The 23,116-nt window shown below is 65.0% G+C and carries 28 protein-coding genes; 20 read left to right on the forward strand and 8 right to left on the reverse strand.

Annotated elements, in window-relative coordinates; translation table 11 throughout:
* Positions 1-263: 263 nt before the first annotated feature.
* Positions 264-482 (forward strand): hypothetical protein, encoded by a 219-nt coding sequence (locus tag FOY91_RS00365; protein WP_125471575.1) that lies wholly within the window; start codon positions 264-266, stop codon positions 480-482.
* A 562-nt stretch (positions 483-1,044) separates the two neighbouring features.
* On the opposite strand, the gene FOY91_RS00370 is transcribed toward FOY91_RS00365, so the two are convergent.
* Positions 1,045-1,326: a helix-turn-helix domain-containing protein gene (locus tag FOY91_RS00370; RefSeq protein WP_115381532.1), complete on the reverse strand. Its 282-nt coding sequence runs from the start codon at positions 1,324-1,326 to the stop codon at positions 1,045-1,047.
* A 118-nt stretch (positions 1,327-1,444) separates the two neighbouring features.
* On the opposite strand from FOY91_RS00370, the gene FOY91_RS00375 reads away from it, so the two are divergent.
* Complete coding sequence (locus tag FOY91_RS00375; protein WP_133177345.1) at positions 1,445-1,969, forward strand: hypothetical protein; 525 nt, start codon at positions 1,445-1,447, stop codon at positions 1,967-1,969.
* Complete coding sequence (locus FOY91_RS00380; protein WP_133177346.1) at positions 1,966-2,334, forward strand: protealysin inhibitor emfourin; 369 nt, start codon at positions 1,966-1,968, stop codon at positions 2,332-2,334. The genes FOY91_RS00375 and FOY91_RS00380 overlap by 4 nt, the downstream gene beginning before the upstream one ends.
* A gap of 449 nt (positions 2,335-2,783) precedes the next feature.
* Here the strand turns inward: FOY91_RS00380 and FOY91_RS00385 are convergent, their stop codons facing one another.
* Entirely contained in the window at positions 2,784-3,947 is a 1,164-nt protein-coding gene (locus FOY91_RS00385; protein ID WP_145147057.1) for an IS110 family RNA-guided transposase, read from the reverse strand.
* 161 nt (positions 3,948-4,108) lie between these two features.
* Between FOY91_RS00385 and FOY91_RS00390 the strand changes: the two genes are divergently transcribed.
* From FOY91_RS00390 to FOY91_RS00400, 3 genes are read left to right on the forward strand one after another with little or no spacing between them, the layout of a single operon-like run.
* A complete protein-coding gene (locus FOY91_RS00390; RefSeq protein WP_133177347.1) occupies positions 4,109-4,945 on the forward strand; it encodes a hypothetical protein in 837 nt (278 codons plus the stop codon).
* Positions 4,946-4,998: 53 nt separating this feature from the next.
* Positions 4,999-5,394 carry a hypothetical protein gene (locus tag FOY91_RS00395; protein WP_115381523.1) on the forward strand — a complete coding sequence of 132 codons (396 nt, stop codon included), beginning with the start codon at positions 4,999-5,001 and terminating at the stop codon, positions 5,392-5,394.
* On the forward strand, positions 5,391-5,678 hold the full coding sequence (locus FOY91_RS00400) for a hypothetical protein (protein ID WP_116463039.1): 288 nt from the start codon (positions 5,391-5,393) through the stop codon (positions 5,676-5,678). Before FOY91_RS00395 ends, FOY91_RS00400 begins: the two co-directional genes overlap by 4 nt.
* Positions 5,679-5,708: 30 nt before the next feature.
* Here FOY91_RS00400 and FOY91_RS21500 read toward each other — a convergent pair whose 3' ends face one another.
* The gene (locus FOY91_RS21500; RefSeq protein ID WP_162527087.1) at positions 5,709-5,882 is read right to left on the reverse strand and encodes a hypothetical protein; all 174 of its coding nucleotides are present in this window, start codon (positions 5,880-5,882) and stop codon (positions 5,709-5,711) included.
* Positions 5,883-5,959: 77 nt separating this feature from the next.
* Here FOY91_RS21500 and FOY91_RS00405 point away from each other — a divergent pair, with 77 nt between their 5' ends.
* The 6 genes from FOY91_RS00405 (at position 5,960) to FOY91_RS00430 (ending at position 12,657) form a co-directional block, all read left to right on the forward strand.
* Positions 5,960-6,331 carry a hypothetical protein gene (locus tag FOY91_RS00405; protein ID WP_116463040.1) on the forward strand — a complete coding sequence of 124 codons (372 nt, stop codon included), beginning with the start codon at positions 5,960-5,962 and terminating at the stop codon, positions 6,329-6,331.
* Between the two features lie 345 nt (positions 6,332-6,676).
* On the forward strand, positions 6,677-6,994 hold the full coding sequence (locus tag FOY91_RS00410) for a hypothetical protein (RefSeq protein ID WP_116463041.1): 318 nt from the start codon (positions 6,677-6,679) through the stop codon (positions 6,992-6,994).
* On the forward strand, positions 6,991-7,803 hold the full coding sequence (locus tag FOY91_RS00415; protein WP_115381515.1) for a hypothetical protein: 813 nt from the start codon (positions 6,991-6,993) through the stop codon (positions 7,801-7,803). The genes FOY91_RS00410 and FOY91_RS00415 overlap by 4 nt, the downstream gene beginning before the upstream one ends.
* Positions 7,800-10,793 (forward strand): MobF family relaxase, encoded by a 2,994-nt coding sequence (mobF, locus tag FOY91_RS00420; protein WP_116463042.1) that lies wholly within the window; start codon positions 7,800-7,802, stop codon positions 10,791-10,793. The genes FOY91_RS00415 and mobF overlap by 4 nt, the downstream gene beginning before the upstream one ends.
* A 153-nt stretch (positions 10,794-10,946) precedes the next feature.
* Positions 10,947-12,173 (forward strand): Fic family protein, encoded by a 1,227-nt coding sequence (locus FOY91_RS00425; RefSeq protein ID WP_116463043.1) that lies wholly within the window; start codon positions 10,947-10,949, stop codon positions 12,171-12,173.
* Positions 12,174-12,249: 76 nt separating this feature from the next.
* Positions 12,250-12,657: a hypothetical protein gene (locus tag FOY91_RS00430; protein WP_115381509.1), complete on the forward strand. Its 408-nt coding sequence runs from the start codon at positions 12,250-12,252 to the stop codon at positions 12,655-12,657.
* On the opposite strand, the gene FOY91_RS00435 is transcribed toward FOY91_RS00430, so the two are convergent.
* A complete protein-coding gene (locus FOY91_RS00435) occupies positions 12,642-12,842 on the reverse strand; it encodes a hypothetical protein (RefSeq protein WP_115381507.1) in 201 nt (66 codons plus the stop codon). The two genes, FOY91_RS00430 and FOY91_RS00435, sit on opposite strands and share 16 nt — an antisense overlap.
* 431 nt (positions 12,843-13,273) lie before the next feature.
* Between FOY91_RS00435 and FOY91_RS00440 the strand changes: the two genes are divergently transcribed.
* From FOY91_RS00440 to FOY91_RS00465, 6 genes are all read left to right on the forward strand, one after another.
* Positions 13,274-13,828: a hypothetical protein gene (locus FOY91_RS00440; protein WP_116463044.1), complete on the forward strand. Its 555-nt coding sequence runs from the start codon at positions 13,274-13,276 to the stop codon at positions 13,826-13,828.
* Positions 13,829-14,116: 288 nt separating this feature from the next.
* Entirely contained in the window at positions 14,117-14,515 is a 399-nt protein-coding gene (locus FOY91_RS00445; RefSeq protein ID WP_116463045.1) for a hypothetical protein, read from the forward strand.
* A gap of 2 nt (positions 14,516-14,517) precedes the next feature.
* On the forward strand, positions 14,518-15,042 hold the full coding sequence (locus FOY91_RS00450) for an RES family NAD+ phosphorylase (RefSeq protein ID WP_116463046.1): 525 nt from the start codon (positions 14,518-14,520) through the stop codon (positions 15,040-15,042).
* A gap of 502 nt (positions 15,043-15,544) precedes the next feature.
* On the forward strand, positions 15,545-15,976 hold the full coding sequence (locus tag FOY91_RS00455) for a DUF892 family protein (protein WP_203234444.1): 432 nt from the start codon (positions 15,545-15,547) through the stop codon (positions 15,974-15,976).
* A gap of 68 nt (positions 15,977-16,044) precedes the next feature.
* Positions 16,045-17,031 carry an aldo/keto reductase gene (locus tag FOY91_RS00460; protein ID WP_030541330.1) on the forward strand — a complete coding sequence of 329 codons (987 nt, stop codon included), beginning with the start codon at positions 16,045-16,047 and terminating at the stop codon, positions 17,029-17,031.
* Positions 17,028-17,852 (forward strand): SDR family NAD(P)-dependent oxidoreductase, encoded by an 825-nt coding sequence (locus FOY91_RS00465; RefSeq protein ID WP_145147059.1) that lies wholly within the window; start codon positions 17,028-17,030, stop codon positions 17,850-17,852. Before FOY91_RS00460 ends, FOY91_RS00465 begins: the two co-directional genes overlap by 4 nt.
* Before the next feature lie 147 nt (positions 17,853-17,999).
* Here FOY91_RS00465 and FOY91_RS00470 read toward each other — a convergent pair whose 3' ends face one another.
* The 4 genes from FOY91_RS00470 to FOY91_RS00485 all read right to left on the reverse strand — a co-directional run bounded on the left by FOY91_RS00470 (position 18,000) and on the right by FOY91_RS00485 (position 22,183).
* Entirely contained in the window at positions 18,000-18,677 is a 678-nt protein-coding gene (locus tag FOY91_RS00470; RefSeq protein WP_237751636.1) for a sigma-70 family RNA polymerase sigma factor, read from the reverse strand.
* A 162-nt stretch (positions 18,678-18,839) separates the two neighbouring features.
* Positions 18,840-20,438 (reverse strand): ABC1 kinase family protein, encoded by a 1,599-nt coding sequence (locus tag FOY91_RS00475; RefSeq protein WP_018251273.1) that lies wholly within the window; start codon positions 20,436-20,438, stop codon positions 18,840-18,842.
* Positions 20,438-21,115, reverse strand: coding sequence for a TetR/AcrR family transcriptional regulator (locus tag FOY91_RS00480; RefSeq protein WP_145147061.1), 678 nt, complete (start codon positions 21,113-21,115; stop codon positions 20,438-20,440). The genes FOY91_RS00475 and FOY91_RS00480 overlap by 1 nt, the downstream gene beginning before the upstream one ends.
* Positions 21,116-21,238: 123 nt before the next feature.
* Positions 21,239-22,183 (reverse strand): MlaD family protein, encoded by a 945-nt coding sequence (locus tag FOY91_RS00485; RefSeq protein WP_018251275.1) that lies wholly within the window; start codon positions 22,181-22,183, stop codon positions 21,239-21,241.
* 90 nt (positions 22,184-22,273) lie between these two features.
* On the opposite strand from FOY91_RS00485, the gene FOY91_RS00490 reads away from it, so the two are divergent.
* The gene (locus tag FOY91_RS00490) at positions 22,274-22,687 is read left to right on the forward strand and encodes a PaaI family thioesterase (protein ID WP_018251276.1); all 414 of its coding nucleotides are present in this window, start codon (positions 22,274-22,276) and stop codon (positions 22,685-22,687) included.
* Positions 22,684-23,088: a PaaI family thioesterase gene (locus FOY91_RS00495; protein ID WP_162527088.1), complete on the forward strand. Its 405-nt coding sequence runs from the start codon at positions 22,684-22,686 to the stop codon at positions 23,086-23,088. Before FOY91_RS00490 ends, FOY91_RS00495 begins: the two co-directional genes overlap by 4 nt.
* Positions 23,089-23,116: the final 28 nt, after the last annotated feature.

The following is a 23,116-nucleotide window of genomic DNA, read 5'->3' on the forward strand; positions in this document are numbered from 1 at the left end:
TGAAATGGCCCGGACAATGCCGGCGCTCGCCAACACTTCTTGGCCGGGCGGCACATCCGGCTTCGCGCCGCTGCATCAGGTGGCGCATGGCTATGGACCGTCATCCGTAACGATGGCTCTGATCACACGGGGCGCTTGGCGGAGCCTGCGCGAACTTTCACGCCGTCATCCGTGGCCGCGTCGGTGATCTGGAGGCAAAAAGCGGACTCCGCCTGCCACGACTGGCACCCATGCTAGAGACCTCCGGGGATTGATAGTTCCCGGTGCCCGGAATGTACGGTGGTTTCCGCTACAGCCTGGATTTGCAGGGCGCCGAACTGATCCTGGTGGGCGAGAGCTGTTGCCGCGTCGTGGAGGTATCCAAAGAGCGGCAAGAGGTCGACGTCCATTGCAGCAGACTGGTCCCGCAAAAGCCGCGTTCCACGGGCATCGAGATTATCCGCAAGGACGATGGCGTTCCGGATGTATCGCGTGGCGAGTGACTGATCCTCCCTACGGCCTCGTCGCGCACCGCAGACCCGGACAATTTGAACGTCGCCGGCGCAACGCCATCACAAACTGATTCAATCAGAGCGCTCATTTCCCACCCGTCCGTCGATCATCGATACTCCGGGAACGCTCATCGACACTCCCGGAACGGCGAGGCGATACATCGGGAACGCGAGCATTGATCCTTCAGGAACGCTGCAACGATACTCCGGGAACGCACCTTCCATAACGAATCGTGGAAAGTCGCTGACTTGAGCAGCTACAGCGGCACCCTTAACCTCTTAACCTCTCATTGAACCCTCTAACCCCGCGAGATGCTTTTCTTTGAATTTTGGAGATTCAGAAAGGCAGGCTCTGGCGTCGCATTTCACCCCCAGTGCCGTGCGCTAGCGTAAATCGTCAGGACCGGGCAGCGACTTGCTCGATCCAGGCCCCAGTCAGTGCAGTGGCGCGGTGACGAAGGACGGGTGGGGTGATATCGGCGTCTTCAACGAACCGTGTCCATGACTCGCAGCTCGTCGATCGCACCGGCGCGACCAACTAAGCGGATGCCGGCTATTCAGTTGGTCTTTCATCAACCCTCTTACCAACTGCAATCTCGAGAGCTTGCTTCAGCAACATGACCGGATCGACTCCGATAGCCAATGCCACGGCAACATACTCGTCAACGCCAAGCAGTCGCTCGCCGGTTTCATACCGCGACACGTAAGCCTGTTGCCAACTAAGCCGCCCAGCGAGATCGACCTGCCGCAGCTTCGCATCCCGGCGTGCCTTTGTGAGCAGGTGCACGATGCGACCATGCAGGTCAGACGAGGCAGGAGAACGCATTTCAGGCATCTACCATTTGCCTAGTATACGTAAAGCGTATATCGCGTGACTAGCTTTTTGCGAGCGTGATCCGATGGAAAACGACCGAAATGCTAAAAGATGTGCATCGGCGGACAGGAAAGAGTCCGTGCCGGTGCTGGATCGCTTCGTCGCTCGCCTGGAGGTCAGCCGGACCTACCCATGTCCGGTCGTCAGCATCCTAACCTTCTGGGCCGGGCTGATCGCGCTCACCGTCGTCGACAAGGTGACCGGAACGACGCCTGTGGTGGCGAGCCGCCTCTATGCGGTCGCGTGGGCGCTGGTAGTAGGCCTGGAACTCGGCCGCGATGTTTGGGTCCAACGGCACCGATATGCGTCACCTCGCTGGCTACAAGCTGTGGATGCGGCCGTGGGCCACGAGGTGACCGTCCATGCGCTGGCCGCGCTGATCAGGCAGCATGAGCACGAGTTGGATTACGTGGTCACCCGCTCCGATCTGAGAATCGAGGTTCAGGCAGAGCGAGTCCGACGGAGGGAAGCTGCTCGGCGAGCGGAAGGGTTTCGTCTTGTCGAAGCACCGGTGATCGATGCCGCCCAGGTCGCGCGCGACGAGGAACGACGCCGTCGAGCTCGCGAGCGGCGTGCCGCCAGGCAGGGCAGGGCGCCTGCGTGACCGGCTCTAAGCCGGAAACAGGCGGGGATCTGGTCGGCGTGACGATCTTCGGCGGGATCGCGCACTTTCCCAGCCGGGCTGGCGAGCGGGTTCGCCATCTCGCCGATCTCGATCCGACACTGGTCGCCGAGCTGCTCACCGCGGCCGAGGCGAGTGATTTGTTCACCTGCCCGGATCTGAATGGGGCTGCATCATTCCGCCCTGACGCTCGCACGTACAGCATCCGCCTCGTCCATGGCGGTCACTCGCGGCTGCTGACGGTGCCTGAGCCGTTCGAGGCACCGGAGCTGGCGCAACTGGTCCGGACCGTGCGCCGCTGTAGGGCAGGGGAGCGAGCAACCTTCCCGTTTTCCCCGTGCCAATGACGTGATAGCATCCGCGCGCCGCCCGGTCAGTCCTGGCGGTGAGGCGTAGGAACCTCAGAGTCTCTCGGCCGGTCGACATGTTTGTCGGCCGGGTGGCTGTCGCGCATGTCCAGGGCTCCGCCTAAAGTCTCTAGCTGCTGCCCCTCGGTGTGAGGAATATCCCGACTTTTTCCGCTACCTCATGATCTGCTCCTTGTCGGATCTTTGCAAGATCATCCGTCATCGCTCCCGGAGTGCAACAGTCTCTTCGCGGTCGGGCGCGTGGCGTGGCCTTTAGGCCTGTCGCCTGCCGCATTATGGGCATTTACGTGCAAAGGGTGGAGCTTCAACAAGCATCACGAGGTTGTCGCCACCTCACCTTTAGGCCCGAAGTCTCCTGTCCCTCCGCCTCCCGGGAGGATGGTTTCGCCGCTCTTGTGCGGACGAACCTGGTGTGACCCTGAAATTGTCTATGCGCTGGCGCGTGCCCGCATCAGGTCGCGGTGCGGCCCCACGTCGGCGGCCTTGGCCATGAAATGGGTGCAGTCGCGCCACAGGCTGAACATCACGATCGCCAGCTTGCGGGCGAGCGCGACCTTGGCCTTGTTGAAGCCGACGCGCTTGCTGAGCTTCATGCCCCAGTCCTTGAGCGTGCTGAACGACCTGGTGTTCGCCAGCATGACCGTCGCGGCGCCGACCAGATGCGTGCGGGTGAGCTGGTTGCCCATCTTGCTGATCCCGCCGTGCGTCAGGCTCTCGCCCGACTGGTAGACGCGCGGCGTCAGGCCGAGATAGGCCGCGACATCGTCGACATGCCGGAACCGGGTCGGGTCCTCGATCGCGCTGTAGAAGGACAGCGCCGTGATTGTGCCGATGCCGGGGATCTCCATGAACCGCTTGCACACCGGATGGGACGCGGCGAGCAGGTCCAGCTCGCGCTCGATCCGCCCGGCCTCGATGTAGAAGCGCTCGCACAGGTCGAGAAGCGGGATGATGCGCGGGCGCAGGTCGACGCCTTCGGTGTCGGCGATGAGGCACAGCTGGTCGATGGCCCGTTCGCGGAACGTCGCCGGGCTGTCGCTGCCGGGTTCGATCCGTCCGCCATAGACCCGGACCAGACCGCGGATCATCGCCTCGGTTTCGCGCCGCTGCTTGACCAGGCGGTCGCGCATGATCAGCGACGCCCGGACCTCGAAACACAGGTTCGACTTGACGTAGACCTCGGTCAGATAGTCGCGGCCGCTGCGCGTGATCTCGGCGATGCCGCGCGCGTCGTTGGTGTCGGTCTTGTTGCGCTTCACCGACAGCACCCGGTGGACCTGTAGCGCATCGAGCACCGCCACCTGGAAGCCCTGCTCGCGCAGCTTGCCCGCCAGGTGCGGCGACAAACCGCCCGTCTCCATGCCGATCAGCGTCACATGCGACTTGAAGTTGCGGCGCAGGTAGCGGCCGATCTCGGTCGCGTGGCTCTTCATCGACACCTGGTGGACCACTGCGCCGTCGACATCGACCACGCAAACCGCCGTGCTCTTGAACCCGATATCCAGCCCCACCCAGAACCGCGCTGACGCCGGATCCGCCTCCGCCCGCGCCATCGCCGCGACATAGGCCGGCGCCACGATCTTCTTCGACATGACTTGCTCCCTTCCCGTCACCGTTGGTCGAAAAAGGATACGCCTCTCGCCGTCGCCTGGGCAGCAGCTAACCCACAAGCGGCAGCGCTCGCGCGAGAGCCCGGGTTCCTAACACCCGGCTTACGGGCCGGAGAACGCCTCCAGACGACGAGGAGGCAGTTATGGCAGGGCAGGGTGCATTTCAGGCCTTAGCGGCGCTCACAGCGGCTCTGGCGGGCATTCCGGCCATGGCGCAGCAGTCACCCGGTATTGCCGGCTTCCTCATCACCATCGGCGGCGATACCGACATGAAGACGAGCGGGTCGCTTCGGACCCGCCCGTCGCCGCAGGTCTTTCCGCTGCTCGACGACGCCGACGAGATCATCGGCTACCGCTTCTTCTCCGAAAAGATCACCGCCAACGGCTCGGCGACGGCCGAGCGCGCCCGCGATGCATTCGCGCAGGAATGCGCCGCCAAGGGCGGTCGGATCGAACCGGAAGACGGCGACGCGGCGCGCACCTTCCGTGATCGCGCGCTCGGTCGCAGGTTGCCGCCCCGGGGCGAGTCCAAGCACTTCTGGTCCGGCAGCTCGGCGGTGTGCTCGCGCGGCGCCGACCAGGTGCTCGGCGGCTTCGTCGCGATCACCTACGATACGACCGAAGTCGCTACCAAAGGCGACCTCGGCAGCCGGCTGATGAGCCGCGTGTCGATGGTCCCGACCCGCACCGCGGTCTACGCCTACCGCCCCGACCAGATCCGTTCGGCGGCATGGTTCCAGCGCGCGCAGGACAGCTACGTCGCCGATCGCGAGGCCGAGCAGAAGCACCGCGAGACGTTTCGGCGTGAGCTCGCGATCGGCACCGTAACCAACTGCGGCACGGTCATCCAGATCCGCGGACCCATGGTCGAGATCGCGGTGCCTGCGACCAGGCTGACGCCCAACGGCAAGTCCACCTTCTGGTCGCGGCGCGACGCGCTGGCACCGACCTTCTCGACGCCCTGCACTTACGGACTCTGAGGGGTCGATCCGCCCAATTCGCATACGACTGAGACACTGAATGGAGCTCCATCATGACCCTCGACCTGAGCGACTTTAAACCGACGCCTCTGCCCTCCCATGAGACCCCGCCCTATGCGTCGGCGGACCCTTCTACGGACCTGCGGCTGATCTTTGCCGGCACCGACTGGAGCGAGCCCGGACATGGCGGTTATCCGACCCGAACCGCGGCGGGAGATTGGATGATCCGGGTCAAGCTGGACCTGCCTTACCCCATGCTCGCGAGCCTCGAAGCGAAGGCCGGGTCGCATGACATTGGCGAGCTCATCCGGGCCGCTCTCGTGATCGCTGGGTATGGCTCCGAATCCGACATCGTGGGCGCCAAGTCCGACCGCTACGTAACCCGCGATGAGCAGCGTGAACGGCTCGGAATGCCTGCGACGATGACGAGTTCGGAAGACGCCGGATGACCCATCAGTCCGGACACGAACGGCTGCGCTATGAAGCGGTTCTGAAGCCTCTCGAGTGGGAGCAGCGGATGCTTGTCGACGGTCGGCACGACCTGCGCCGGATCGTGACTGCGATGGCCTCCGACGGCATCGCGATCAGCGAGGAAGTGGCGCTCAAAGCCTGGCATCGGTTTTCCGAAGAAGAGCATTGCGCGACCTGGTACGGCCTAGGCAGTGACGACGAGATCCGGCGCAACCTGATGCCGCATCTGACGTTGAGACCCGTCGCCGAGCAGGACCGCTGACTGGCGTCCGTGACCTCCCGACAGACTGGATCACGCGACCCGATGAGCGAAGTCGAGCACCGGTATACCAGGACGGCTTTGGCCCTGATGCGCATGGCCATGGCGCTGCTCGATCGGGCAGGATGCACCCTTGCCGCCGCCCGGCTTCAGCACGCGATCGACACGGTCGAAGCCGTCCCGGGGAACGCGGCGATGCCGCTTCATTCAACTGAGTCGCCGGGTGCTGAATCCGACCATCATGACCATCAGCGTGGTGCTGGAATAGGGGAGGGTACAAGCTCATGACGAACGCCGTCACCCTTGGTATCTCGGGCTGGTTCACTGCGCACGGAACCCTCTACCATGAGGAGGGTCGCAGGCTCGACGAAATCACGCCGGAGGACTGGTTCAATCTCGTCGCTCATGCCGATGCGATCGACTTCTTTACGCGGCCCGACCCGGCGTTGCCGGCAGCCGACGCCCGCATCTTCCACCTCACCATCACCGCCGGCGAGCGGTCGCGCGAGCTGGCGATCAACGACCCGTTCGAAGCGCCGGAGTTGGCCTTGCTCATCCGGTTAGCGCGCCGCGCCATGCGGGATCGATTGGTGCAAAGGGTTGAAGCGATGGACGGGGAGACCCTCGCGGCCTTACGGGCAGTCTCGACAAGGTGAGCCGGTACTGATCCGACTGGCCGGCTTGTACGCCGGCCTGGTTGCCCCGCCGGACGCCGGATCAGCCCCGAACAGCCGAACAGCAGCAACATCCAGCGACCTGAGAAGTAGGGGTTAGGGGGCACACGCGATGCACCCCGAAGGGGTGCAGAAAAGGGCAGATTTGCGTCGTTCCGGCCGCATGGTCCTATGCGGATACTGCGCCCGGACCATCTGGTCCGTCCTGGTCCACAGAGCGGATAGGGCAAGGAAACCCGCAGTTTTTGCTTGCGCTGCTCTGCACTTCCTCCTTGCGCGCTCCGTAGGCGCAATGCACACTCGCTACCGGGCAGAAGGGGTGTCCGCATGGCGCGCGTACCGATCACGGTGTACCTGCAACCCGACCAGCTCGCCGGCATTGAGCGCCGCGCGGGCCAGGTCGGCAAGACGCGCAGCGCCTGGGTAGCGGACACGCTGGTGCGCTCACTCGAAGACGAGCTGCTGCCGCTGGACGAGATCCTTCTCGACCAGCTGACCAAGGTCCGTGCCGGCCTGGAGGTCGTCGCGGAAGCGCAGGTCGGGCGTGGCCCCGACAGCAAGAAGGGTCTTGCCGAGTTGCGGCAACGACGGGCCGAGCTGGCGACCCGCATGCTGGCCGAAGCGCGTTCGAGACTGCGGCGATGACCGACGCTGGTCGCAGGCGCATCGACGTCTCGAGTGACGTCCACAGCCGGCTGGACGCCGAGTCCAAGCGGCGCAACATCCCCATCCGTGATCTCGTGGAACAGGCGGTCACCACCATGTTCGACAGGGAGGCCCAAGCGGCCTTGTCCGTGCGTCAACAGCGCGAGCGCCGCCATGCCGATCGGATGGAGGAACAGACCGCTCAAATCGGCGAGGTTACCCGTCGCGTCTCGGCCCTGATCGCCCAACAATCGAAGGACCTACCCGGCGCCTTGAACGCAGGTTTCGACGCGATCAAGACCACCATCAAGGAGACCGGCGGGACCGGACATCTCCGCGATTTGATCGCGAAGTTCCAGACCGACTTCACGGTCCTGTTCAAGGAAGCGCAGGGTGCTCTCGCCGTCTCCGTTGGCAATGTCACTAAAGCCGTCGAGGAGCAGGCAAAGGGCTTCGGAAAGCAGCTCGACCGGATTGAGAAGCGTCAGTCGGATACGCGTACAAAGCTTGGCGTAGGTGCCGCCCTTGGCATCGCTGGACTTGTTCTGATCTGTCTGCTGTTCGCCAATACCGCACCTACCCGCTGGCTCTCAATTCGTCTCCTGGGTGAAAGTGACGCGGTACCTGCGGCATGGAGCTTGGCAGGCGATGGGCGCACGACTGGCGAGCTCATGGCGGAGACAAAAGGCCTTCTCGCCAGTGACACATTTCGGGTCCGGTACGCCGAGTGCGCGGCCCATGCTAAGCGCATGAAGAAGCCGTTTCCCTGCCGGCTCACCTTTCCGCCTCTGGAAAGCAAGACGCCGTGACCGTTCGCCCAAACTCGATCGCCGGCGGCGGGGATGCGGCGAGCTATTACGCGGCCGACAACTACTACACCGGCGAGCAGGCGGGACCGTCAGAATGGGGCGGGGGAGGGGCCGAGGAACTCGGTCTGTCCGGCACCGTGGATGCCGGAACATTCTCCGAGGTGCTGGACGGCAAACTGCCCAACGGGGCCGTCATTGCAAGAGGCGGCAACGGCGAGCGAGCGCCGGGTTTCGAGCTGACGTTCAGCGCGCCGAAGTCAGTGTCGCTGGTCGCCTTGATCGGACGCGATGAGCGGGTCATGCCGGCATTTGCCGAAGCTATTCGGAGCACCATGGCGTGGGCCGAGGAGCGGTTCGGGGAGGTGCGGTCAGGCAAGGCCGGCGCGGTGATCGAGCCCGGTCGCCTGGTGTACGCGATCTTTCACCATGACCTGAGCCGAAAGCTCGATCCGCAGGCACATGCCCATGTCGTCGTGGCGAACGCCGCGCAACGCGGCGACGGCCGCTGGGTCGCCCTGCACAATCCGGCCCTGTGGAAGCACTCTAGCACCATCGGTGCCGTCTTCCACGCCGACTTCCGTGCCCGGTTGGAGCAGCTCGGCTACCGGACCGAGATCACCGGCAAGCACGGCCAATTCGAGATCAGCGGTATACCGCGTGCCGCAATCGATGCGTTTAGCGCCCGGCGCGAACAGATCCTCAGCCGGGCGGCTGAGCTCGGCGCCTCCGGCCCCAAGGCGATGGAGACGATCGCGGTCAGTACCCGCGATGCCAAACAGGCGGGCGATGCCACGGTTGCCCGCGCCATGTGGGCCGAGAAGGCCGAGGTACATGGTGCCGCCATCTCCGCCGTCGTGGACGCCGCGCGAGGAGTCGAGCGGCCGCGGTCGGTATTGAGCACTGTGCGTGCCTGGGGTGCCGCTTTGCTCGAGCGCATCACCCATGCCTTCGGACCACGACCCGAGCCGCTGCTCCACGGCACGGATGCGGTGCGCCGGAGCGGCGAACTGGCGAGCGGCTACGCGGTCGCGGCCGGCGTTCGGCACCTCGGCGAGCGAGAAGCGAGCTTCACCTACGCGGACCTGCTGAAGAGCAGCCTCGATCTGGCCGAGAAGGGCGCGACGGTGCGCGGTATCGAGGCGCGCATCGAGCGGCTGCGCGAGGCGGGTGTCCTCATCTCGGGGCCGCGTGGCAGCCTGCACGCAGACCGGCTCACGACCCGCGACATGCTGGTGACGGAAAAGGCGCTGGTTGCGGCCGCGCATGGCGGGGTGGGGCAGGGGACACCCATCCTCGATGCGGCCTCGGTCGACACCGCACTCGACCGCGCGGCCGATCGGCGCGAGGTCACACTTTCCGCTGAACAGCGCGTTGCGGCGCACGCCATGCTGTCCGGCACCAACCGCATCCAGGTCGTCCAAGGCGATGCCGGCACCGGCAAGTCGTTCCTCTTCGAACTCGTACGGGAGATTGGCGCGGAAGTAGGGGCGCGGATGCTGGTACTGGTCCCGCAGAACAAGTTGTTGGATGACCTGACCGGACGGGGGCTGGAGGTGCGCTCGCTCGCATCCGTGCTGAAGGAGCATGGTAGCCGCGCCGGCCCGGCCAAGCCGAACGAGCAACTTTCGGCGCTGATGAAGGGCAAGGTTGTGGTGCTGGAGGAGGCCTCCATGGTGTCCTCGCGTCAGCTTGCCGGGCTGTTCGAGGTCGCCCGGAACGGCGACGTCGCCAAGTTGGTCTTGGTAGGCGATGTGAAGCAAATCCCGGCGGTTGAGGCGGGGCGACCCTTCGCGCTGCTGCAGGAGGCGGGAGCTCCGACGGTGCGGCTCACCGAGAACCGGCGCCAAAAGACCGATGTGCTCCGTGATGCCGCTTCCCTTGCGCGCGAGGGCAGGGTCGTTGCCGCCTTCGAACGGCTCGCGGACAAGGTGCAGGAGAGCGCTCATCCGGCGGGAGCGGCCGTCGTCGAGTATCTGAAGCTTTTGCCCGAGGAGCGCGACCGCACCGCCTTGCTCACCTCAGGCCACGTCCTGCGCGAAGCCGTGCTGGAAACGGTCAGGGCCGAGCTGCTTGCTCAGGGCAAGCTTGGCGAGGATGCCGTGAGCCTGCGGAGCTGGGATACGCTGAACCTTACCCGTGAGGAGCTGCGCCAGATCCGGCACTGGGCTGAGGGTATGCGGCTCGACATCTACCGCCACCAGTCAGGGCTTGTGCCGGGATCCTACGAGGTTGGCTTGATCGATCGGGCGAGCGGTATGCTCGAGCTCGCCCGTGACGGTCACACCGGGCTCTTCGATCCCAAGAGCCTCCGATCGGGAGGGGAGGGGGCCGCGCTCTCCGTTCCCGGCGAGATCGAGGTGCGCGAGGGTGATCGCCTGGTCTTTACGGCCAGCGACCTGAAGCGTGGGATGTCGAACGGTGCCGCAGTGACCCTTACTGCGATCGATGGCGACACGCTCCACCTGTCCGGCCGTGACCGGAATCATGTGATCGGGCCCGACGACCCGATGCGCGAGCGGCTTGGCCATGGCGCCGTGATCAACATGCACCGTGCGCAAGGGATGACGGTCGATCGCGCGATCACGGTGATGGACAGCCGCGACAGGCTGCTCAACAGCGAGAGCCTCTACTACGTGCTCCAGACCCGCGCGCGCGAGGACGTGTCGCTGCACACCGACGACAAGAAAGCACTCGCTAGCGCGATCGAGGCGCATCGTGGTGACGTTCCGCACGCAAGCGACGTGGCACCCGAGCTCTCACTTTCCGGCAGGGAGCGGTTCGATCCAGCCACGGGCGAGCTGCCCCGACTGGACGATCCAGGCGCAAGCGATCGTCGCCAGCTGGACGCAATGAGCGCCGCCCTCCGATCCATTGGCAGCGAGCCTACCAAACCAGCCCCGGAGGCTATCCGGCAAGCGCCGGTTCCCGTGAAAGAGCTGATAAAGGAGCCCGAGATCGAAATCGACCACGATTACGACTTCGACATGTGAGGGATCGCAAGGCGATATGGGCGGGCGGACCAGCTTTGTTCTTTTCAATGTTCACTGATTTGCCGGCCTCCAAACCGGACATTGTAGCGGCCCGGTATCACGTGCATAGGACAACGTTAGCGAGGCAAGAGAGTGATCTAGAGGCTGCGGGACATGGCCAAAGAACCGGACATCCAGGCGGTCGCCGACCGGGGCGAGGGCATCGGGGCCATGCAGCCCATGAAGATAGGGGAGGGCGGTTCACGATACCGTGAAGCCGTCGATCTCGCGCTCGAACTGACCGCCAAATCTGCCGCGTTCCGCAGCAGCCTGCCACCCGCCATGCGGATGGGGCTCGCCGACCTCGTCCGGGCGATGAACTGCTACTACAGCAACCTGATCGAGGGGCATGACACTCATCCCGTCGACATCGAACGGGCGCTGAAGAACGATTTCAGCGCCGACCCGGCCAAGCGTGACCTCCAGTTGGAAGCGACCGCGCACATCGCAGTCCAGGGCTGGATTGATGGGGGAGGGCTGGAGGGCCGCGCGACGAGCGTGGAGGGCCTGCGTGAGGTCCATCGGCGCTTCTGCGAGCATCTGCCCGAGTCGATGCTCTGGATCGAACCGGTCGACGGCGGCGAGCGCGTTCCGGTCGAGCCCGGTGCCTTGCGGACCCGCGATGTCCGGGTCGGGCAGCACATTGCGATTAGTCCCGGGGCCGTGCCGCGCTTCCTCGAGCACTTCGCCTGGGCGTATCAGAAGCGCGGCGCAACCGACGCCATCGTATTGCTGGCGGCCGCGCACCACCGGTTCGCTTGGATCCATCCGTTTCTCGACGGCAACGGTCGGGTCGCCCGCCTCATGTCGCATGCCATGCTGCTCGATGCGTTCGACACGGGCGGCGTGTGGTCGATCGCGCGCGGCCTCGGCCGCAACGTGCAGGCCTACAAGCGACACCTTGCCGCCTGCGACCTGGCCCGCCGCAACGACCTCGATGGCAGGGGCACGCTGAGCGAGGAGGAGCTGGCGAGCTTCACAACCTTCTTCCTCAAAACCTGTATCGACCAGGTCGACTTCATGGCCGGCTTGGTCGAGCCCGAGCAGCTGCGCAGTCGCATCCGGCGCTGGGCGGCCGAAGAGACGGATCGGGGAAGGCTGCCGGCCAAGGCCATCCAGGTGATCGACGCAGCGTTGTACCGAGGCGAGCTCCCGCGTGGCGAGGTGGAGAGCATCGTCGGCACCGGCGAACGCCAGGCGCGCCGGGTCACCTCGGCGCTGACGAGCCTCGGCGTGCTGACGGCCGACAGCTCCCGGGCACCTCTCCAGATCGCCTTTCCAGCCAAGCTGGCGGGGAACTGGATGCCGGGGTTGTTTCCGGACGCGGGAAGCCGGCGTTAGCCGCCCGAGCGATCGGCGGTGTGGCGCAAGGCGTAAGGTGATATGGTCCTGGGACCGCGCCAGTGCGGACCAACGTATGGAGGCAGCCTTTCCGTTCTTTAGCCGCACCGACTTTCAAGGTCAGCCCAGCAGCCGCGCCTACCGGCCCTACAAGGCGTTCGAGGCCGTTCTCGACCGTCTTCTCGGCGAGCAGGTGAGAGCGGACGGCGCGTGCGGCGTCGACCTCTGGTGCGCGCTCACCAACACTCGTTGGTTCGGGCCGGATGGAGTGGAGGTCTCCTACGGCTTTCGGCGGGCCGGTCATGCCGTGGCTTGGGTGCGCGAGGAGGGGGACGACCTCACCTGGTATTGCAGCGGCGAGCCGGGGCAGGTCGCGCAGTGGATTGAGGAGGTGCTCGCGGGAGCTGGATGGTCGTGGAGGCGCTTGGAGCCGGACGCCGCAGACACCCGTGAGGTGCCCGACGACAGTCAGCGCCTGCCATAGAGTTCGGGATGCTGCTCGACGAACGAACGGCGGACCTCACGCAGCCGAACGGCTTCCGGTGTTCTCGCTTCCCAGGCAGCCACGGCATGCAGCAGATCATCGTCGCGGCCGAGCACCGCGTCCGCATGGTTGACGATTACGATATTGGGCGTCGCCTCTGGACGGATCGTTAGCAGCCGGTTCATCGCTTCGTCTTCGCTGCCCGGCCCGATCCGGTCCGCGACGACTGCTAGTGCCAGTCCGGCAGAGCGACCGACACCGCGATAGCAGTGGATGACCGGGGAGCCGGCCTCGTGTTCACGCGAAGGTGAGGGCAGTGGCTACCTGATCTTGGCTTGCCACGCGGATGCAGCCATTGTTCCGGTCGACGTTTTCAAAATCGAGCACCAGGTGCAGCGGGTGCGGCTTCCCATAGAAGCGTAGCTGGTCGGAGCGACGGCAGCCGGGACCTGATTGCGAGAACGCCGATTGGGGGTGTGAGCGCCTCGAAACAGCTAGCTACGAAGTGCCCATGGTGACACTCTGCCCAGCGGCAAAGTGTCGCAGCTGACAGAAACGTCGCCGGCCGGCCCGGATGGGATTCACACGATTCGCGTTTCGTGCTTCTCCTGTTCCCATGATCCAGGGTGACTTGTTCTCCGCATCCCCGGCAATCCCGCTGCAGCTTCCCTCCCAGCTACCCCTGGCTGAGGGTCTGCCGTCGATCATCGATGTCATTGCGCAGGTGTCGACCCGGCCGCGCTACGCCTTCATGGTCCTGAATCTGATCGCGCGTGCGGCAGGGCAGGGGGGCAAGGCAGGACCCTACGTCGTCCAGCAGGGGCGGGCCGTTCGGCTGCGCGACTGGTTGTGCGACGCGCTCGCTCCGATGGCAGCCCGCGATCCGAAGCGGGTGGCGCTGGCCGAGCAGGTGAGGGTGGAACTAGCAGAGCAGGGGCAACTGCCCGGAGACCCTGACGCAGCGTCACGATTAGTGGACCAGATAGTGCTGGAGCGGGTGCGCCGCTCCGGCCGGTGTAATGTCAGCCGGGCAGTGTCGGAGCTGGTCCGGGCAGGGCTGGTCCGGCGCCACTATGAGGGCTGGCGCGTGGATCACCACAATCGGGGCGCCCGGCGTGAGGCGGTGTACACGCTGTTGCCTGATACGATGCGTGCATTAGGCAAGGCGTAGAGCTGTATCCGTGCTGGCAATGACAAACCGCAGTCTTCCAATTAACTTATCCTGAATCACGGTCGTATGGCGAGGTGACGCACTTGAGTTTGCCCGTGGCTAGCAGTACCAGTGCGGGACCCGCTGGCAGGGATTGCTTGCCAGGCCAGGAGCCGCTTGAGCGTACGCGCTCGGCGGCTCCTGCTTATCATCTAAGACCGGGCAGTCTCCGCGAGCACACGCAGCCGTCGATCGTTGACATACGAGGGCATGTGCATATATTGTGCATTAATCCAGCGGAGACGCGTTATGGCTACCGCCTTCCTAGTTGACGAGCAACGCGCGACGCGGCTTGCTTCCGGCTTCGTTGCAAGCCTGCAGGAGCCGAAGACCCCTTATATCTCACCCAAGCGCGTCGCGCATGTGTTGGGCGTCCAACTGTCCCGGCTAGCGGAGATCGCCGGCGTCCACCGCAACACGCTCTCCAATCCCGCGTCGGAGCGGCTTCAGGATCGGTTACGGGACATGGTGCGCGTGATCGTGGCTGCAAGCGAGCTGACAGGTGACATCGAGCAGGCGGTCTACTGGTTCAGGAACGAACCGATTGTAACGCTTAAGCGCCAAACGGCTGCCGAGCTTGTTGCCGCAGGGCACAGCGACGCGGTCATGACTCATTTGTCCGAACTGGTTGACGGCGCGAACGGGTAGTCGTGCTCCACATCGCGACCGGCTCCAGGCATTTCTATCGCTGTCTTACGCCGAAATGGGCCTATCTGCCGCTCAGTGGCGCTGGAGCCGCAGGCGCAGGCGGCAGGTTCAATCGCCCTGGGGTCGAAGCCCTGTACCTTTCGGCCGAGCCGGAGACCGCGCTAGCCGAGTACAAGCAAGGCTCCAGCCTGCCACGCCCGGCAACCCTTGCCGCCTATGAGCTAGATCTACACGACGTCGTCGACCTGTCGGCCGGCTACGATTCGGATTATTGGACGCCTCATTGGGCAGATTGGGACTGCGATTGGCGCTGGATCGCGAGGGTTGAGCACAAGGTGCCACCGTCGTGGAAACTTGGCGATGAGGCGATCCGGTCGGGTACTGCGGGTCTGCTGTTTCCGTCAACCCATCAGCCCGGTGGCACAAGCCTCGTGATCTTCAGCGCCAACCTGACCGCTGCTGATCGGCTTGCGGTGCACGACCCTGACGCTATGCTGCCGAGAGATCAGCGCTCGTGGGACCCGTAGAGGCGAGCTGCTCCGAGTTGAGAGGGCAATTAACGCAAAAGCTACGGCGGCAACGAAGTTCGATAACATAGATTATGTTAAGCATCTGAGCGATATTTTCCGCGGGCTCCCGTCACTGCAGCGCCTCCGTCCAATCACTTCAGCCTGGAGCCACCGTCAGCATGCTCCTGTCGGGAAGGCTCTCAAGAAGGTCCGCTTCGGCTCGGTTCGGACCGCTTACGACGCTATTCACGCCTGCAACGCCGGTCCGAGCTTCCCGCATGCCTGCCCTGCCGCGCTGGTTCACGCAGCCCGCTCCTGCAAGCCGCAGGAGGTGCAGGCCGGGAGGTCGGCCATGAGCTCCAAACATTGATTGCGCTCTGATCGAGGAAGGACCGACGGAACAGAACGGAGCGACGAGATTAGAATCCCTCACCGTGCCTGAACGAGGCACGGCAGGACGAGGACGAACCTGATGAACGAGAACAACCTGAAGAAGCTGGTCGCGCAAGGATTGTCCGCGATGCGGGCCGGCAGCGACGTCGCCGCCAAGGCGACCGACGAGATCAACAACGACGCGCGCCACCCGGCGCTGCGATCCGCGCTCGAAGAGGGCAACCGGACTTCCCGCCAATGGGCGGACCGCATCCGTCGCGCCGCCGAGCAGGCGGGCCCGGCCGATCAGCAGGACAACCCTGTGCTCGAAGCGCATTACGAGGTGAGCCGCAGGATCCGCGAAGCGGCACCGGACGATGCCTCACGCGACCTCGGCATCATCGCCAGCGGGCAGCTCGCGCTTCATTACTGGATCGCTTCGTTCGGGACCATGGCCAATTACTGCCGGCAGACCGGCATGGACGATGCGGCGCGCGACATGAAGGCGTGCGCGGACGAGGCCAAGCAGGCCGACGAAAAGCACAGCCAGCTCGCCGAGCAGTTGCTGTCTGAAGGCTGAACCGGTGCCGGCCCGCCTTGCTACCGACGACTGGCCAACCGGCATGATCTTACAACAGGAGATAATTGGTGCTTGAGCAACGAAAGCTGGGCGACGGGCTGCGCGTATCTGCGCTGGGCCTCGGTTGCATGGGCATGTCCGAATTCTATGGGCAGGCCGACGAAGCCGAGGCGGTCGCGACCATTCAGCGCGCGATCGATCTCGGCGTGACGTTTCTGGACACCGCCGACATGTACGGGGTAGGCCGTAACGAGGAGTTGGTCGGGCGTGCGATCCGCGATCGCCGCGACGCGGTGGTTCTCGCCACCAAGTTCGGCAACGTTCGCGGCGAGGACGGCACCTTCAAGGGCGTGTGCGGGCGCCCGGATTACGTCCGCTCCGCCTGCGAGGCGAGCCTGCGACGGCTCGGCGTCGAGACGATCGACCTCTACTATCAGCACCGCGTCGACCCCGACACGCCGATCGAGGACACGGTGGGCGCGATGGCCGGGCTGGTCCGCGAGGGCAAGGTGCGCCACCTCGGCCTCTCCGAAGCGGCGCCCGCCACGGTCAGGCGCGCGCACGCCGTGCATCCGATCGCGGCGCTGCAGACCGAATATTCGCTGTGGAGCCGCGATCCCGAGGGCGAGATCCTCGACACGGTGCGCGAGCTCGGCATCGGCTTCGTGCCGTACAGCCCGCTCGGCCGCGGTTTCCTGACCGGCGCGATCCGGCGGGTGGAGGATCTCGCGCCTGACGACTATCGCCGGCACAGCCCCCGCTTCCAGGGCGAGAACTTCCAGCGCAATCTCGATCTCGTCGCGGCGGTCGAGGCGATGTCGCGGGAGAAGGGCTGCACCCCTTCCCAGCTGGCGCTCGCCTGGGTGCTGGCGCAGGGCGAAGACATCGTGCCGATCCCGGGCACCAAGCGCCGCGGCTACCTGGAGGAGAATGTCGGCGCGCTCGACGTGACGCTCACCCGAGGCGAACTGGAGCGGCTCGACCGCGCGGCGCCGAAGGGGGCAACGGCGGGCGAGCGCTACGCCGCGCCGCAGATGCAGGCGCTGAACCGATGAGCGGGAGCGACGGACACGGCCTTGCCGGCCGCGTCGCGATCGTGACGGGCGGCGGTCGCGGGCTGGGCCGCGCGATGACGCTCGGGCTGGCGCAGGCCGGCGTGCGGGTCGTCGCCACCGCCGCGCGCGAACTCGCCGAGGTCGAAGCGGTCGCACGGGAGGCAGAGCGGGCATGCGGCGACGATCGGGTGCGGCCGCTGCTCGCCGACGTGACGCGGGTGGAGGATTGTGCCGCAGTCGTGCGCGCGGCGCTCGTGCGCTTCGGCCGGCTCGACATCCTGGTCAACAATGCCGGGCGCGGCATGAAGTATGTGAGCGACACCTTCCTGACAGAACCGACCCGGTTTTGGGAGGTCGCCCCCGACACTTGGCGCATGGTGACCGACACCAACGTCAACGGCCCGTTCCTGATGGCGCGCGCCGCCGTCCCCGCCATGCTGGAGGCGGGATGGGGCCGAATCGTCAACATCTCGATGAACCGCGAGACGATGCGACGGCGCGGCTTCTCGCCCTACGGCCCGTCCAAGGCGGCGCTGGAATCGGAGACCGCGATCTGGGCGCAGGACCTTGCGGACAGCGGCATCACGGTGAACGCGCTCCTGCCGGGGGGCGCGACGCTGACCGGCATGATTCCCGAAGGACTGCCGGATAGTGCACGCGACGGACTGCTGTCGCCCGAGATCGTGGTGCCGCCCTTGCTCTGGCTCTGCTCTGACGCTGCCGCGGCGGTGACGGGTAAGCGCCTGGATGCCCGGCGGTGGATGGGAGAGCAGCCCGGAAGTCAGCCCACAACTGACACGCTGGAGGATGTAGGCTGTTAGGGCAGACCACAGGACATATCCGCTCGGCCAGCCGTGGTCTCTTCGTCCTTTTGTGCGATATCCCTAGCGACAGGTCTTCTGCTAACCGAGACGGTAAAGGACCTGAAATTGGCCGCACGAAGCCGGGATCAAGAGATCCCGGCCCACTCAGCCTACCAAACAGCGGTCGGCCGCACGCTTCGTCCGCCAGCTTTGCAGCAGCTCGATCTGTCTCTCGTGCACCTCGTCGATAACTGGTGGCTCGGCCTGACAGGTTGCACCGGCCGCCACGACCTGAGATTCCGTTTTGTATCCCTTATCGCTGTTCATGTGATCTAGGAGTGCGCGCAGCATCTGCCGCCCTCTTACCACGCGGCTCTTGATTGTGCCGACGGGAACCTGCTCGATTGTGGCTGTCTCCTCATAGCTCAATCCCTCGATCCCGATGAAATTGATGCACCGCTGCTGCTCAGGCGTCAGGCGCGGCCATAGACGGCGAACATCGCTCAGCGTCACAACGGATTCCTGGTTCGACGCCACCGGAATGTCGGCGAGTTCGGCGGTCTCGCTAACTTGTACCGTGCCTCGACGGCGTACCTGCGAAAGAAATGAGTTGCGAAGGATCCGGAAGGTCCACGCCTTCATATTTGTACCGGCTTCGAAGGATGCGCGGCTGCGCCAGGCTTTCAGCACGGTTTCCTGAACAAGGTCCTGTGCAGTATCGGGATTCCTGGCCAGCGATCGCGCATAGCGCGCCAGACTAGGCATAAGCGCGCTGAGCTCGGCACCGAAGTCCGACCAGCCCTCAGATGGCAGATGCGGCTCGTCAACCGTTTGTTCGGACACGCGGAACCCCTCGCTCAATCGAACCGGTCAGCTGCTTTGGTACCAACCGGTTTACTTTCGGAAAACGCCAAGCCGATTGGTTCGTTCCGCTCGTCGGAGATGAAATATCAGTAGCGAAACAATCGCGCGCGACTGGGTACATGAAAGGCTGACAACAAGAGGTCAGCGCCGCTGCCTGTTCGCGTACCAAGCGCAGCCGGCAAGGAGTATCGCAGAAGCCATCAGGATTGCTCCAACAACATCATGGTCGTGCTGGAGGATCGCGCCGGCGACCAGCAGGCCGGCGGACAGGACGTTGGGATCTGCGCCCCGGGGCAATGCCGGTGGTGAGGAGACGGCACCTTTCTGCAACTCGATCGGCAGCGCACCCGACCGCGCAACCCGCTCGGCGAAGGCCACCAGCTCGGGCGAGGCGGCGGCCAGACGGCCAAGGCTTGTCGCCAGCCGGCGTCCGCCACGCTTGAGGCCGGCCGGGCCGATCCGCTCCCGCAGCAGTTCGCGCGCGATCGGTGCGGCGCGCGCGGTGATGTCAAAGCCGGGATCGAGCCGTCGCACGAACCCTTCGGCGATCAGCAAGGTGCGCAGCAGCAGGGCGAGGTCCGGCGGCAGCGCCAGACGATAGGTTCGAAGCAGCGCGAACACGCGGCCGAAGATGTCGGCGAGCTCGATCTGCTGGAGTACCGCCCCGCGGAACTGGCCGATCAGCGCGTCGAGGTCGCGGGTCAGCGCCTGGCGATCGACATCGGTCTCGCCCGACCATTGCAGCAGTACGTCCGTCACCGATCGTGTGTCCTCACCCGCGATGGCAAGGACGAGCGTGACAACCTCGTTCCGCCGGGCGGGACTGAGCACGCCGACCGCCCCGAAGTCGATGAACGCCAACGACCCGTCGGCCAGAACAAAGACGTTGCCGGGATGGGGGTCCGCGTGGAACCGACCGTTGAAGATGATCATCCGCAGCACCGCATCGGCATATCTGCCGGCGACGTCAGCACCGCCCTCACCCGCCACGTCAAGAACCTCGCGGACGGGCATGCCGTCAAGCCGCTCCTGCACGTTGATCCGGCGGCCGACCTGATCCCAGTAGAAGGCCGGCGTCCGGACGCCGAGCGGCTGCAGGAACGCGCCGATGCTCTCGCAGGCTGCCGCTTCTGCGCTGAGGTCCATTTCCTGCGACAAGCTCTCCGCGAAAAACCGCAGCAGTTCGTCGGGCTTGAGGCGGCGGATCTCCGGTGAGTGCCGGGCCGCGAGCCGCGCGATGCGGCGGAGCAGCCGTAGGTCGGCATCGACGCGTTCCGCGATCCCCGGCCGGCGTACCTTGACCACGACCTCGGTCCCGTCGCGCAAGGTTGCAGCATGAACCTGCGCAATCGACGCCGCCGCGATCGGCTCGCGGTTGAAGTTCGCGAACACATCAGCGATCGGGGAGCCGAGCGCGGCCAGGATCGTCGGCTCCAGCGCCTCGAACGGCAGCGGGGTCACGCGATCCTGCAGCGTCGACAGCGCCCGCACCCATTCCGGCCCGAGCAGGTCTTCGCGGGTGGCGAGCACCTGCCCCAGCTTGACCGCGACAGGTCCAAGGTCTCGCAGCAGCGCGACGACCCGCTCGGGCGTACCGAGGTCTACCGGCTGCTCTGAGCGACCGGGCAGCAGGCCCAGGCGCGAGGCGAGCCCGTTCAGCCCATGGCGCCCCATGATCTGGATGAGCTCGGCCAGCCGCGCGCGCTCACCGATTTGAGACTCGTCGTCGGTGGTGGGCATCACGCGCTGCAACCATCCTCCTGCCGCGGGCGGCAGCCATCGAGGAACAGGTCGATGCCGCGCGAAATGCGATCCCGCGCTGCCTCGTCGTATGCTGGAGGAGACAGCCCCAGCGCTGCGCGGCGCATGGGTGCGACCACGACGAGCGTGACGAACTGCTCGGCAGCGAACACGGGGTCCGCCAGCGACAGTTCTCCCTTCGCATCGGCGTGGGCGAGGATCGACGCCACCCATTGGACGGCCCGCTGGTAACCGAAGTCATGGATGTTCGCCGCTAGCGCGGGAAAGCGCACGGCTTGCGCGATGACGACGCGTTCCATGGACGCGATCCGGGGCGTCAGGAGCCACTCGAGCAACCGATCTGCGATCACGCCAAGTCGCGATCCAATGTCGGGTTCGTCGCTGCCCGACGGTTCGAGCGCCCGCAGCTGCGTGTCGATCTCGTCGAGAATGACCGCCTCGAACACACGCGCCTTGCTGCCAAAGCGCGCGTACAGGGTCCGCTTGGAAATGCGCGCCTGTTCGGCGATCATGTCGGCACTGGCGCCGTCGAACCCGTGTTCGAAAAACAGCTCGCGAGCGCTCTTGAGGATGTGCGAGGTCAGGCGGAGCGCATCCTCAGTGGTCGGTCTGCCCATTTTCCTCGGACGCCGACGTTTCTTTTCGTCATCGCTCAATCTCGTTCTCCTGGATCGAGAGTAGCGCGATCCGGACCGGTTGGCGAGAAATCAAACGGAGACGGTCGGTTGCTCACCCGCCAGCGAGATCTCAGCCAATGGCTGTCCTTGTATCGCGGCCGATCACTGCCGTGGCCTCGGCTTGTAGATGGGAAGGGACGGAGCCCCCACGCCCAGTCCCTCCTGATCGATGCGAACGGCCGCATCCCTGACAGCACCGACCTTGTTCCTCGCTGAACGAACCGTTTCACGCAGTTGGGCCTGTTTGGCGGCCGTGCCGCGTATCGTGGGTCGAATAGCCTCTAGCCGAGCCGTGAATCGATCGGCACCGTCTCGGGCTCTCAACAATGTTCGGTTCGCTCTCGCGAGGACGGTCGCGCGGCGTTCGTCCGCTGCCGCTCTCAGTTGTTGGGCGCTGTCGCCGGATCGCTGCAAGGCGTCTCCCACGGCAATCACGCGGCCGCGCGCACCGGTGAGAGCATCGGACGCTGCTCCGGCTTTGTCAGCCCAACCAGCGGAACTCTCCGCGAGCGCCGCCAGCCGATCGCTGGCCCGCTGCTGCTGAGCGGCGTCGAGGTTGCGCGAGACAGAGTCCACGGTGCGGCTGATCTTCTCGACCAGTGCGACGGGGTCCCCTCCGCCGCCAAGGAGCCCGCCTTCCTTGGTGGGGATGACGGGAAGCTCCCCGTCGTTCGCCGCAACGATCGGGGGCGCGCCAGAGGTTGCACCGTCGAGGCTGATGTTCGCGGTGCCGGCCAGTGCCGATCTTGCGATCGACGCTTTCACGCCTGCGACGATGGGGATCCGCGGTTCAAGGCTGACGGTGACGAGAACCGCTGACGGGTCCTCCTTGTCGAACCGTATCGACGTGACGTGACCGGCCGGTACGCCCGAGAAGGTCACCGGCGACCCCTTCTCCAGACCGGCAACGCTTCCGGTAAAGCGGATCAGATAAGGGTTTCCGTCTTCATTGCGTGCATCAAACAGCCAAAGGGTAAAGACGAGGAGCGTACCCAACAGAAGGCTGGTGACCGCGAGCACAAGGAATTTATTCGACCGCGTTTCCATGAGAGACCATAACCATTAGGAAGCCGGACCAAATTTGTAAACCGTACCGTTTCCAAGGTGGCAAGGCCTGATCAGGACGAGGATGGAATCGTGGCTGGAGACTGGAGCCTGCAACCAGGCGACATACCGTGGGGCAACAGGCTTGGCCTGGAGTTGGTTTCGATCGGCGATGGCCTCAGCTCGCTACGTGTCGGTTGGCGTGAGGAGCTGGCCGACGAGGACGAGACTTTAGCAACGGGCGTGTTGACGAGCCTTATCGATCAGGCCTGCGGCGTTGCCGTAATGTCCCGACTGGGAAGGCGATTGGCAATCTCGACCCTCAACCTGAAGGTGGACCATGTGCGGTCCCCCGAGGCGAGATGCTCCGCGACAGCGTGGGCGCATTGTTACGACGCTACCGAGCGCCGTGCGTTCGTACGGACCGAAGTCTGGGATACCGATCCTTCTCACCTGATCGCGACTGCCCAAGGCGTCTTTTCGATCAATCGGGCTGTCGGGCCATGACCGGCTTCGCGCAGCTGCTAGGCTCCATGATTTCAGAGAGCGGTGACGCCTTTGTTTTGACGCCAGTGGAGTACATGATCGGCAGCCCTCTCCTTCCCGCCTTGCATGGCGGAGCTGTGGCATCCTTTCTCGAAGTGGCAGCGAAGCGTGCCCTTGCACGCAAACTTCCGCCCGGGTACTTCCCGAAGCTCATCAGCGTGAACCTCCAGTTCCTTGCCTCTGCTCGGCTGGATGCACTTGTCACGACGCCGAAGGTCAGGCGTGTCGGACGTCGGATCGCAGTCGTTCACGCCGAAGCATTCCGCCGCGAAGATCCAGCGGCTGTTTGTTTCGCGCAGCTTGAGTTTGCTGTGCACGAGCCCATCAGAGTGGGTGGCAGTGCCGATCGCCACATACTATGATACGGTCCGGTTTACATACGTTAGGGTT

The organism is Alterirhizorhabdus solaris (assembly GCF_007785815.1).
Taxonomy (GTDB): Bacteria; Pseudomonadota; Alphaproteobacteria; order Sphingomonadales; family Sphingomonadaceae; genus Alterirhizorhabdus; species Alterirhizorhabdus solaris.